Source organism: Pseudoflavonifractor intestinihominis (assembly GCF_040096055.1).
GTDB lineage: Bacteria > Bacillota > Clostridia > Oscillospirales > Oscillospiraceae > Pseudoflavonifractor > Pseudoflavonifractor intestinihominis.
In genome coordinates, this window is record NZ_JBBMFK010000018.1 from 57,180 (window position 1) to 69,697 (window position 12,518).

Annotated in this window: 12 protein-coding genes; 11 read left to right on the forward strand and 1 reads right to left on the reverse strand. The window is 52.9% G+C overall.

Going from position 1 to position 12,518, the window contains the following annotated elements:
* Positions 1-10: 10 nt before the first annotated feature.
* The 5 genes from WMO64_RS11335 to WMO64_RS11355 all read left to right on the forward strand — a co-directional run bounded on the left by WMO64_RS11335 (position 11) and on the right by WMO64_RS11355 (position 4,250).
* Positions 11-1,897, forward strand: coding sequence for an ABC transporter ATP-binding protein (locus tag WMO64_RS11335; protein WP_349232035.1), 1,887 nt, complete (start codon positions 11-13; stop codon positions 1,895-1,897).
* A 124-nt stretch (positions 1,898-2,021) separates the two neighbouring features.
* Positions 2,022-2,333: an ArsR/SmtB family transcription factor gene (locus WMO64_RS11340; protein ID WP_294517111.1), complete on the forward strand. Its 312-nt coding sequence runs from the start codon at positions 2,022-2,024 to the stop codon at positions 2,331-2,333.
* A gap of 86 nt (positions 2,334-2,419) precedes the next feature.
* Positions 2,420-3,433, forward strand: a complete 1,014-nt coding sequence (locus WMO64_RS11345; RefSeq protein WP_294517113.1) for a permease — start codon at positions 2,420-2,422, stop codon at positions 3,431-3,433.
* Between the two features lie 66 nt (positions 3,434-3,499).
* Positions 3,500-3,853, forward strand: coding sequence for a thioredoxin family protein (locus WMO64_RS11350; RefSeq protein WP_349232036.1), 354 nt, complete (start codon positions 3,500-3,502; stop codon positions 3,851-3,853).
* Between the two features lies 1 nt (position 3,854).
* On the forward strand, positions 3,855-4,250 hold the full coding sequence (locus tag WMO64_RS11355) for an arsenate reductase ArsC (protein ID WP_349232037.1): 396 nt from the start codon (positions 3,855-3,857) through the stop codon (positions 4,248-4,250).
* 106 nt (positions 4,251-4,356) lie between these two features.
* On the opposite strand, the gene WMO64_RS11360 is transcribed toward WMO64_RS11355, so the two are convergent.
* A complete protein-coding gene (locus tag WMO64_RS11360; RefSeq protein WP_294517120.1) occupies positions 4,357-4,806 on the reverse strand; it encodes a pyridoxamine 5'-phosphate oxidase family protein in 450 nt (149 codons plus the stop codon).
* 410 nt (positions 4,807-5,216) lie between these two features.
* Here WMO64_RS11360 and WMO64_RS11365 point away from each other — a divergent pair, with 410 nt between their 5' ends.
* From WMO64_RS11365 to WMO64_RS11390, 6 genes are all read left to right on the forward strand, one after another.
* A complete protein-coding gene (locus WMO64_RS11365) occupies positions 5,217-5,504 on the forward strand; it encodes a hypothetical protein (RefSeq protein WP_349232038.1) in 288 nt (95 codons plus the stop codon).
* Positions 5,505-5,517: 13 nt separating this feature from the next.
* A complete protein-coding gene (locus tag WMO64_RS11370; protein WP_349232039.1) occupies positions 5,518-7,035 on the forward strand; it encodes a hypothetical protein in 1,518 nt (505 codons plus the stop codon).
* 623 nt (positions 7,036-7,658) lie between these two features.
* Positions 7,659-9,839, forward strand: a complete 2,181-nt coding sequence (locus tag WMO64_RS11375; RefSeq protein WP_349232040.1) for a dynamin family protein — start codon at positions 7,659-7,661, stop codon at positions 9,837-9,839.
* A gap of 54 nt (positions 9,840-9,893) precedes the next feature.
* The gene (locus WMO64_RS11380; protein ID WP_349232041.1) at positions 9,894-10,721 is read left to right on the forward strand and encodes a hypothetical protein; all 828 of its coding nucleotides are present in this window, start codon (positions 9,894-9,896) and stop codon (positions 10,719-10,721) included.
* A 4-nt stretch (positions 10,722-10,725) separates the two neighbouring features.
* A complete protein-coding gene (locus WMO64_RS11385) occupies positions 10,726-11,952 on the forward strand; it encodes a hypothetical protein (protein WP_349232042.1) in 1,227 nt (408 codons plus the stop codon).
* Between the two features lie 9 nt (positions 11,953-11,961).
* Positions 11,962-12,309 carry a hypothetical protein gene (locus WMO64_RS11390; RefSeq protein WP_349232043.1) on the forward strand — a complete coding sequence of 116 codons (348 nt, stop codon included), beginning with the start codon at positions 11,962-11,964 and terminating at the stop codon, positions 12,307-12,309.
* The last annotated feature ends 209 nt before the right edge of the window (positions 12,310-12,518 follow it).

The following is a 12,518-nucleotide window of genomic DNA, read 5'->3' on the forward strand; positions in this document are numbered from 1 at the left end:
AATCCCCTGTATGAGTGAAACAAAATCCCGGGCCAGCTCCATCCCGGTGCTCCGCCGGGTGGTGCGCTACATGCTGCGCCTGTATAAGCTGCCCTTTGCACTGGTGCTCCTGTGCATCCTGATCTCCGCCGTGGCCACCGTGGTGGCCGCCACCTTCCCCCAGACCCTGGTGGACGACTACATCGCCCCCATGCTCGCCAGCGGCTCCACCGACTTCAGCGGCCTGGCCTCCGCCATTCTCCAGCTGATCGTGCTGCTGATTGTGGGCATTGCGGCCGCCTTCGGCTACAACCGCATCATGGTCTCGGTCAGCCAGGGCACCATGCTCCACCTGCGCAACGACCTGTTCCGCCGGATGGAGTCCCTGCCCATCAAGTACTTCGACACCCACGCCCACGGCGACATCATGTCCGTGTACACCAACGATGTGGACACCCTGCGGCAGCTTCTGAGCCAGAGCATCCCCCAGATCATCAACTCCTCCATCACCATGGTGGCCACCCTGATCACCATGCTGCTGCTTAACCCCGCCCTCACCGTCATCTCCCTGGTCACCGCCGTGATCATGCTGCTGGTCACCGCCAAGTTCTCCAGCCTGTCGGGCGCCTACTACGTCCAGCAGCAGAAGAACCTGGGCATTGTGGACGGCTTCATCGAGGAGATGCTGGACGGCCAGAAGGTGGTCAAGGTATTCTGCCACGAGGAGGCCGCCAAGGCCGACTTCCGCCGGGTCAACGGGGCCCTGCGCCAGAGCGCCGACAAGGCCAACCGCTACGCCAACCTGCTCATGCCCATCAACGCCAACATCGGCTGGCTCAGCTACGCCGTGGTGGCCGTGGTGGGCGCCGTCCTGGGCATCAACGGCCTGGCCGGGGTCACTCTGGGCACGGTCATCACCTTTGTGGGCCTGAACAAGAGCTTTACCCAGCCCATCACCCAGGTGAGCCAGCAGGTGAACTTCGTGGTCACCGCAGCCGCCGGCGCCCAGCGTGTCTTTGACCTGATGGACCAGACGCCCGAGACCGACGAGGGCTATGTGGAGCTGGTCAACGCCAAGGAGGACGCCCAGGGCCAGCTCAGCGAGGCGGAGCAGCGCACCAACGTCTGGGCCTGGAAGCACCCCCACAAGGCCGACGGCACTGTGACCTACACCCGCCTGGCCGGCGACGTGCGGTTCTTTGACGTGGACTTCGGCTACGACGAGAACAAGCTGGTGCTCCACGACATCACCCTGTGGGCCAAGCCCGGCCAGAAGATCGCCTTCGTGGGCGCCACCGGCGCGGGCAAGACCACCATCACCAACCTGATCAACCGGTTCTACGACATTGCCGACGGCAAGATCCGCTACGACGGCATCAACATCAACAAGATCAAGAAGCCCGACCTGCGCCGGTCCCTGGGCATCGTGCTCCAGGACACCCACCTGTTCACCGGCACCGTGATGGAGAACATCCGGTACGGCAACCTGGACGCCAGCGACGAGGAGTGCATGGCCGCCGCCCAGCTGGCCAACGCCGACGGCTTCATCCGCCGCCTGCCCGACGGCTACGACACCATGCTCACCGGCGACGGCGCCAACCTGTCCCAGGGCCAGCGGCAGCTGCTGGCCATCGCCCGGGCCGCCGTGGCCGACCCGCCGGTGCTGATCCTGGACGAGGCCACCTCCTCCATCGACACCCGCACCGAGAAGCTGGTCCAGGACGGCATGGACGCCCTGATGACCGGCCGCACCACCTTTGTCATCGCCCACCGGCTCTCCACCGTCCGCAACGCCGACTGCATCATGGTCATGGAGCAGGGCCGCATCATCGAGCGGGGCACCCACGACGAGCTGATGGAAAAGAAGGGCAAGTACTACCAGCTCTACACCGGCAACTTCGCCGAGGAGACCGCCTGACCTGCGCTTTTGCCCATCTGACTGCCGGCTTCGGAATCAATTCCGAAGCCGGCTTTATTCTCTCTTGACAGCGCGCTTTCCCGGCGCTATAATAAATCAAGATTTTTGGATTTGAGGTGTGCACATGGCCACAGTATACGAGGAGCGGGCCGCGGTGTTCAAGGCCCTGTGCGACCCCCGGCGGCAGCAGATTCTGGAGCTGCTGCGGGGCGGTGAAATCTGCGCCTGCAAGCTGACTGAGGCCCTGGGCATGCCCCAGTCCTCCCTGTCCTACCACATGAAAATTCTCTGTGAATCAGGCATTGTGGTGGGCCGCGAGGAGGGCAAGTGGACCCACTACCGCATCAGTCCCCAGGGCAGCGCCAACGCCGTGGAGCTGCTGCAGGAGATCACCGGCGCAGCGGAGGGGCAGAACCCCTGCTGCTGCTGCAAGTGACGGAATATCCCACGCCACCCGGAACGGTGGCGTTTTTTCCGGGATTTCAAATCGAAAATTTTTGATTTATTGGTTTAGGAGGCGCTATGGAAACGTTGCAATCGGTATGGTACTTTTTCCAGAATGAGATTCTGGGCATGGCCTGGCTCAGCCGTCTGATGACCGGCCTGGTGGAGAAGCTGGGTCTGGACCCGGGGAGCCGGGTGGGCGGAAGCGTGCAGTTCTTCCTCTACGACACCGTCAAGATCATGGTGCTGCTGGGCTGCCTGATCTTCCTCATCTCCTACATTCAGAGCTTTTTCCCGCCCGAGCGGACCAGGCGCATTCTGGGCCGGTTCCACGGCCTGGGGGCCAACTGCCTGGCCGCCCTGCTGGGGACCGTGACCCCCTTCTGCTCCTGCTCCTCCATCCCCCTGTTCATGGGCTTCACCGCCGCCGGGCTGCCCCTGGGGGTCACCTTCTCCTTTCTCATCTCCTCCCCCATGGTGGACCTGGGCAGCCTGGTGCTGCTGATGGGGGTATTCGGCTGGAAGGTGGCGGTGGTCTATGTGGTCTTTGGCCTGATCGTGGCGGTTGCCGGCGGGACGCTGATCGAGGCCCTCCGGCTGGACGATCAGGTGGAGCCGTACATCCGGGGCGGTAAGGTCCTGGACCAGCCCCAGGAGACTCTGAAAATCTCGGACCGGCTGTCCTACGCCTGGGAACAGGTGGTCTCCACCGCCAAAAAGGTGTTCCCCTATGTGCTGGTGGGGGTGGGCATCGGCGCCGTCATCCACAACTGGATTCCCGCCGACTATGTGGTGGCCCTGCTGGGCAGCCGCAACCCCTTCGGCGTGATCCTGGCCACCGTGGTGGGCGTGCCCATGTACGCCGACATCTTCGGCACCATCCCCATCGCCGAGGCTCTGCTGGCCAAGGGGGCCCTGCTGGGCGTGGTGCTCTCCTTCATGATGGCCGTGACCACCCTGTCCCTCCCCTCCCTCATCCTGCTGCGCAAGGCCGTCAAGCCCAAGCTGCTGGGTATTTTCATCGCCATCTGTACGGTGGGCATCATTCTGGTGGGATACTTCTTCAACGCCCTCCAGCCCCTGCTGGTGTAAAGCAGATACCCTTTTCAATCAGTTTTCAATCAGATCATCACATTTATTCAAAAGGAGAGAATCGCTATGGCACTGTTTGGATTTGGAAAGAAAAATGAAGAAAATGCTTCCGCCTGCACCTGCGGGTGCAGCTGCGGCTGTGAGGCCTCCCCCTCCCCCGCCGCCTCCGGTCCCATCACCAGTATCCGGGTGCTGGGCTCGGGCTGCAAGAACTGCCACGCCCTGCTGGAGAGCACCCAGGAGGCGGTGCGCACTCTGGGTCTGCCCGTCCAGGTGGAGTATGTGACCGACATGAGGGAGATCATGGCCAGCGGCGCCATGATGATGCCCGCCCTGGAGATCAACGGCAGAATCGCCTCGGGCGGCCGGGTGCTCAAGGCCGACCAGGTGGCCAAGCTGCTGACAGATTGGGGGAAGTAAGATGGCAAGAAAGCGGATCGCCTTTCTGTGCGTCCACAACTCCTGCCGCAGTCAGATCGCCGAGGCTCTGGGCCGCCATCTGGCCGGGGACCGGTTCGACTTTTACTCCGCAGGCACCGAGACCAAGCCCCAGATCAACCAGGACGCGGTGCGGCTGATGAAGCAGGTCTACGGCATCGACATGGAGAAAACCCAGTACAGCAAGACCATCGACCAAATCTCCGCCCCCGACCTGGTCATCTCCATGGGCTGCGACGTGGGGTGTCCCTACATCGGCCGGGCCTTTGACTACAACTGGCAGCTGCCCGACCCCACCGGCCAGAGCGACCAGGTCTTTCTGGATGTGATACGGCAGATCCACAACCGGGTGGAGGACCTTGTAAAGACGCTGTCATAATGTTTCCCCCATCTCGGGTTATATGGTGCAAAAAACAGACTGGGCAGAGCGATCTGACGCTCTGCCCAGTCTGTTTTTTATCTTCACTTATAAGTCCCGGCAGCTGCTACTCCTCCAGCACCAGGGACTGCCGGCTGGAGCAGCCGGCTTTCTTGAACTCAGAACACAGGTAGTCGATCCTGGTGGGCCTGATGCGGATCAGGTTCATGGGAGGCGACTGCTTCTTCAGAAGCTCAGCGGGCACCTTCCGGTAGGCGGCATGGGCCATATACGCCTCAGAGAAGGGCTCCACCATCTCCGCCTTCCCCATGACCTGCATTCCGTGCAGACCTCCGGGGGAGCCGTATCCGTCAAAGATGGCCAGGCACACATTGTCGTTCTTCTCCAGAGCGATGAACTTCTCCCCGCCCTCAGAGAAAATCCAGAAGGCTCCGTCATGGTAGCTGTACTCGAGGGGCGTGCAGCGGACAAAGTCCCCGGCGCCGGTGGCCAACGCACCGGTGTTCTTGGACCGGATATATGCATCCACCGCCTCCACCAGCTTTGCACGCTCCATCTTGACACTTCCGGCATCTTTTTCCTTCCAGTAGTCTATGGCCGCTTGGAATTCTTCATGCGTCATTTCCTTCACCTCGCGTTTTTCGTCATGGCGATCCAAACGCTTCACTGCCGCCGTACCAGTTACAGTATACCACATCCTTCCTCCATCACAATTCCAAAATTGGGCTGATCGGGCCGGAATATAGAAAACACTATGCAGCCGGAATATTGTTTTTTCTTCCCATCCACATAAAATTAAATCAGGTTAATCTATATCAATTGCGGCGCGCCCTGTACCAATCCGTGAAGTCATCCTGCGCAGACACGACCCGTTTTCCCAGCCGCAGGGCACATCAAGACCAGCAAAGCCCCAAAACAAGAGAGCACGTCCTTTCGGAGGCCGTGCGGAAAGGAAGGAACACGATCATGAACAAACTCTACTCCAACATCGGCAAAAAACTGAGGACCCTGGCAATGGTATGCGGAGGCATCGGCATCGTATGCATGGCGGTCGGCATCATCGTGGAGCTGCTGACCTTCTTCGACACGTTCAACGGTGTGCTTCTGGTGTCCTGCGGCGGCAGCGGCCTGGTCGTCCTGCTGTCCTCCTGGCCGCTGTACGCCTTTGGCCAGCTGGTCGATGACGTGCATCAGATGGCGGGCTGCGGCGGGGTGCAGAAGGCCGCCGAAGCCGACCAGCTCCCTGAGCTGTAAAGGGGATGGGGCAATGAGCGAGCGATATTCCAAGCTGTCCGCCCTGCCTGAAAATCTGTACTCCACCGGCGCTCCCGTGATCATCGCCGCCGGAGCTCTGCTCAAGGACAACCAGACAGGCAAGGTGCTGGCCCAGCTGAAAATCCGCAATATTCAGGATAAGGCCATCAAGGCGGCCACCGTCACGCTCACACCGCTGGACACAGTGAATCAGCCGCTGGGCGGTACGGTTGATCATCAGTATCTGGACCTGAGCGCGGCGCGGGACACAGATTTCGGGCAGAAGGTCCCTGTCTTTCTTCCGGACCAAGCCACACGGGCCTTTTCCATCTCTGTGGCGCAGGTTATCTTTTCGGACAATACCATCTGGACAAGTTCCGGGGCGCCCTGGGAGCCTCTTCCCGCCCCCGTTACGGCCGAGTCCGCATTGAAGGACAGGGAGCTTACAAAGCAGTATCAGATCAAATACGGTTCGGATTGCACGTTCATGTACAAAACAGAAAAAGACCTGTGGCAGTGCGCGTGCGGCGCGCTCAACCGCCAGAGTGAACCGTCCTGCCACCACTGCCGCAGAACGGCCGCTTACCTGTCAGCGCTGGATCTGGAGCAACTGAAGGCCGACCGGGATGCGCGTCTCAAGCAGGAGGCGGAAGAAAAGGCGGCGGCGGAAGAAAAGGCGAAGAAATCCCGCAAGCTGGCCATGATCCTTGTTCCCATCGCTGTTGTGGTGATCGTGGCGGGAGCACTGATCTACGGAAGCATGAAAAACAGCATCGCATATAACCATGCGGCATCCCTTCTGGAGTCCGGGGACTATGACGGCGCGACCGCCGCATTTGAGGCCCTGGGCGATTACAAGGACAGCGCCGATCAGGCCCAGCAGGCCCAGTACGACAAGGCCATGGCCCTTGTATCCTACGGTGAGACCGGCAGCGACGAGGGTCTGTCCCTCATCCTGTCCGAGGGCGAGGCTATCTCTTCTGACGCCAATCTCTCCAAGATGTACTATGAGGAAGCAATCGAGATCTTTGAGGCGCTGGGTACTTACAAGGACAGCCGGAAAATGGCCGACAGTACGGAATTTTATTTGGAACAGAGCATAAAGGCCGGAGACTACAACAACGCCCTCGCGCTGATGGACAGCGGCGATTATATGTCCGCATTTCTCGAATTTGATGAGCTGGGCGATTACGAAGACAGCCGGGAAAGGACCAATCTGGCCCTTTCCAAGATATTCGACGGAATCAAAGAAGATTTCGGCATCAGTGATGATGACCACTGGAAGGCCTCCTATGACGCAGACGAATGCCTGATAACCGTCTCCTATAGCCTTGGCTCAGAGGGAGGCATGACGCCGGAAGCATTCCTGTCTTCAATTGATGAAGGCACCCGTTCTGCGATCGAGGGTTCCATTGAAGATACCTGGCATGTCTTTGATGGCATCTTTGTGGACTGCCTGGGGATTCCCTGTCAGGTATGCTATTATCTCAACTGGGACAGCGAGGAGCCGGTTTTCACCTATCCGGACTGAGGCCGGAGGAGGCACAGACACTTCCGCCTTTTCCTTATGCACCCCACCGCAGCTGACTGCAAAAAATCCCCGGACCTTCCGGTCCGGGGATTTTTACTCGCTCAGATTAGCCGAAGTAGCGCTTCAGCAGGCCCTCGAAGGCCTTGCCGTGGCGGGCCGCTCCCCTTGGGACCTGTCCCATGGGGGCCCCGCTGATTTCATCTGCTCGGGCGGAGTGAATCCGCCCGGCATCGAGGTTTTGCCTCCGGCAAAACGCTCGGTGACGAGGTCCGCCACAGCAAAAAAATCCCCGGACCTTGGCCTAACAGTGATAAGGAACTAAATCACTTATCAGCTGTTAGCTGACGGTTTTCGGGTGCATATGAAACTCCCGTCTGATTCCATAGAGGAATTGGACGGGAGTTTTTATTGTTAAGAAACCCAATATCGGAGTTTCAACAGTTTCAAATGATGCTAAAAAAGCTCTTAACTTAGAATCAGGATAATTTCCGTTTTAAGGCAGGTTAAAACATCGGCTATGCAAATTGGCATCAATATTCTTATGCAAATTTGCATAAGAATATTGACATTTGAAAAATAATGCGATAATATATAGTCGAAAAAATCCAAAAGGAGGACTTTTTATGGACTTAAAATCTTTCCGAGAGGACAAGCTTAAAATAAAAACTCAGTCTGCCTTTGCAGAATTGATTGGTGTTGAACAATCCAGTATCTCCCGCTGGGAAAAAGATCCCGATAGTATTCCGTTCCAGATTATCCAGCGGATTCTCGAAAAAACTGGTGCTTCTTACGAAGAACTTACAGGTTGGAAAAAGCCGATTCCTGATCCGCTCAATGTAGAGGACACATGGAAAAAAGCGGATTTTACTAAGTACACACTGAGCGAATATATCGCCAATGCACTTGAGCAAATTGAGTTGCCCGAAGAAGATAGAAAGGCATACATCGATGATTTAAGCGCCGGTATCAATGCCAGCCTTATCAAACCAAAAGTTGCAATTGTTGGCCGCTCTGATACTGGTAAAAGCACATTGATCAACGCTTTGCTCGGAGTTGACAAGATGCCCACTTCTTGGACACCGACAACCTCAATCGCTGTTTACATTAAGCATATATCTGATCGTCCTACTTTTATTGAAGAAGATGCATGGGTATTTACTAATCATCTTGGCAACGAGAACATGTGGAATGAGCGCCAACTCTACGATGAGGAGTATTGTCGCTCTTGGAAAATTGCAGCGGGCGGAGTTGAGATACTTCGATCTTTTGGCACTCGTCAGGGTGAAAACTATGACAAAGAGGCGGGGGCTGCAGTTATCTTCCTTGATGCGCCAGTTCTAAAGATCTGCGATATCGTTGATCTGCCCGGTTTTGGAACTGAAACAGAAAGTGACGATAACATCACGTTTGCTGCAGCACAGAAGTCCGATATAATTATTTATCTGTCTCAGGCAAACGGCTTTATGAGAATTGAGGATATTACATATCTCAAGCGCAATATCAGTGAATTGCCAGTGTGGGAGGATAAGAGTAGCAATACGCTCAGTCCTCTGTGCAACCTATTTATCGTCGCATCCCAGGCTCATACGGTTAACAACGGCAACCGTACTCAACTGGCAGAGATACTCGATGTTGGCTGTAAAAATCTACTCAAAACGCTCCCGAATGGATATTGGGCTGAGAGGGAAAAAGCATCTAACCATGTGTATGTTAATGATGGGTATGCTGAACTTCGTGCACGGTTCTTCGCTTATACCACCGATATTCCTGATATTTGCAAGCCGTTTAATGAGAAGCTTACGGAAATTCTCGAAGTTCTTCCCACAATTATTAACGAAAGAACAAAATCTTTTGTCAGAAGCTATGTGGCTTCTCGCAAGCCCAATCTCATTGATGAGATTCAAAAATACGAAGGGATTGTTGCCGAAAGAGATAAATATGAGTCGTTACTAAGAGAAATTGAAAGCAATGAACTTTCGAGAGTTCGTGATAATGATGCGCGAAAGACAAATGTCCGTGCTGAAATTTCCCGCCTGCAAGTGGGCTCTATTGACGAATTTAGTTCGTACGTTTCTAGCGTCATCAATGTCGATGCTCTGGTTAAGCTAATGCGTGAGAAGGGCATAAAAAACAAGAAAGATGATGTTGAACTCTTCGGAAGTTCTCTCCAAAGTATGTTGCAGGCTGAGTGTGAGTCTATATTGAAATCAAAGTCTGAGACGCTTTCAAAAACAGCAAAAGACTATATTGCCGCTTTTTCTGAGAGCATAGCAAAGCCGTTTGAAGATAACAGCATCAACGTTGATTTTGATGCAGGCTGGGCCTTTGCGTCTGCATTGTCTGCACTAGGGATGATCGGCGGCTTTGGCACATTCCTTGCAAGTACGGTTTCTGGAGTACTTCTGTTTGTAGGTGCAGGTCACCTTATAGGTACATCCATTTGGGCTGGTGTAATAACTTCTTCAATTTTTGGACCAATAGGAATCGCAGTTGGGCTTCTTATTGCCGGTGGCTTGGGCATTGCAAAGCTTTTCGGCGGAGGATGGGAAAAGAGTGTTGCAAAGAAAATTGTAGCAGCAGTCGAAGAAAATAATATTCCCACCAAATACAGAGAAGGAATTACTCAGTACTGGGCGCAGACAGAATCTGCATTCGAACAAGCTGCGGCAAAACTGGACAAAGATTGGAATGCATATGTTATGAATCTGAGACAGATGATCAACAGCTATAATATCAACGAAATCCAGCACAGGATTGTTGCACTTAAGTTTTTATCAGATTTTTTCGACAATATCCCGTTGTAAAATACTGGTTTATGAACCTTTACAATTGGGATACAATTGAAGGAGGTTAACTAAATGTTGGCGCTTTTTAACAGCTATAAAGACGCAGGAAGAATATCAGAGGCTTTGATGGTTGGGCGAAATGCGTTCAACCGTAATCCTGATAGTTCCGAAATTTTTGATGCATACTTTGCTTACCTGTGCACCCTCGCAGAAACGCTTCCCTCATTTGCGGATAGGTCTCATTTCGCTGAGCAGGCAGGGGTGGCTTTGGCATTCTATACCGAAAATGCTATTCTTACCGAAACGGTCGTTTCCGATATTGCAGCCTACCAGTCTCGTCTTGACACTATCTGTGCCGAAATTTCCAATGTCCAGCAAGCAAAGGCTGACAGAGAAAACGAGGAAATTGAGCGCCATAATTCCGAGTGTCTCAAGAAACTCTATGCTCTTAAGGACAAATTGCAGGCGGTTTCTGCTCAGGCAGATTTTGATGCCATTTTAGCACAAATTGGGCAGGTTGATGCTGAGATTGACAAAGATAGCTTTACTCGTGAACAGAGCGATGCTTACGATGCGCTCACCAAAGATCATACCGAACTTATTAGTTCCAAAATGCGTGAGCTGGAATATAAAAAGAATGTCGCTTATAACAAGCAGGCTGCTGAATCCTTTGCGAAGGCATTTAGCCAGTTCCGTAACAACGAGGGAAAATATAAGAACCAAACCCAATTGTTTTCGCTGGTGTCTACAACGCTGTTCTCTTATGATGCATCCCGCCTATTTAACGAAACGCTGATTTACTACAATCATGTTTATTCCTACATCTTCAGCAAGTTGGATGACGATGGAAAGCTTGCGCTTACCCGATTTTCTATCGAGTGCGAGCGGAAATTGAGGTGAGCATATGCTTACGGCAATAAAGAACAACCGAAGTCTTTCTTTCTACCAACAACCAACCATTTCACATCAGAGTAAAATCTCAACATCTTATACAGGTGGTATCGGTTCCGTTGCTCTTTCTAATACTTCCTTTCAAACTGCAGCAACAACAACCGGCTTTAATCGTCAATTGAATGAGTTCCTCAATGCATTAAATGCAGAACGTGAACGGCTTGCCGAAAAAGTTGCCCAAGGTTTAGCACGGGATCCATCATACACTGGTGCCAGAAATGACGGTGTATCATTGGCATGGGACTACGAGGCTGCTGATATTAAGATGGGCGGTAGCGGCTCTGAGAATTGGACTACTGCTGAGCAGCAAGAGATTTTAGAAAATCGTCCAGACATAGTTAACAAGCCAAAAAAAGTTGGCGGAAAAACTATCAATCCTAAGGTTGGCGTCCGTGGTTCGGAAGGGCATCATCAAAAAAATGTTGCAGACCACCCCGAACAGCAAGCAGACCCAGATAACATTAAGTTTTATAGAACCAAACAGCAACATAAAGAGGAGGGGCACGGAGGAAATTGGCAAAACGAGAGCAATAAACCAGGCACCAACAAAAACAAGATGCTTGAGAAAACTAATTCCAAACGTGTTTTCAAGAACGAGCTTCGTGGTTTAGGTATAGCCGTTGCAATCGGTGCGGGACTGGGCATAACTGTCGGATTTGTTACTACCTTGGCTCAGTCGGGCGTTACTCCTGATTCTCTCAAATTAGCACTTGCAGAAGGTGCTAAAGGTGGTTTGGAGTCTGGATTTTTGGCTGGTGTTGGATACGGAATTGGGCGAACCATCGGTGAAGTAGCGTCAAAAGCGGCTGCAGGTGTTCTCGAAAATATTGGTATAACAATCACCGATAATATTTCGAAAATGATCAACATGGGTGTTGTTGGTGCGTTGACTGTTGTTGTGTTCTCTGCATATCAGTTTATCAAACTTAAGCGGAATAATGTTGCAACTAAGGATGCGTTAATTCAAGTTGGTAAGCAAGCGCTATTCTCCTTGTCGCTTTTAGCTGTTTCGATAGCGGCGCAAGGTATTTGGGGTGGCGCAGCTGGAATCATCGTATCGGTGAGTGTTGGTATCATCATGATCACATATTCTGTTGCCGATTCCATACATCAGCGTCACTTTGCAGAAGAGATTCGAGTATATACGATAGAAAAATGTTGCCCATCGTTTATTGTGTGAGGAGGACATATGGAATTTTCAAAGTTTGTTGAGAAAGCCATTCTATACGATAAGCGAAATACTTTTTCTAAATACAACGGAGATTTGGATGGGATTCCAGACGTGCTAAAGAATTTATATCGTGAGAGCAATCCGATTGACGTGGAATTCAATAACATTCGATTTTTCCCAGTCGAGGAGCTTAGTGATTTACAAGAGGAGTATTCGTATTTGAATGCGCAATTTGTTTTTGCAACCTGCAATGGAGATCCAATTTTCTTACATGATGGATGTGTTTACACTGCTCCACATGGTGTAAAGGAACCAAAGTGGGAACTGCTGTCCAAAACTGTAGAGGCATATTTCACAGAGCTATAAAACCACGAAAAAGCCCCGGCTGTTCACTCAAAAATGGAGAAACAGTCGGGACTTTGCTTTTCTCAATACCACCACGGCAGTTCCAGCCAGAGATTATCCAGCGCCAATGCTTCGGTTGACCTCGCACGGCTCGGTAGTGTCAAGAATTTTTCGCACTTTGGTTTACAGACTCTGGCGTGAATGAAATCAGCCAGCAATGGAGGTGTCCT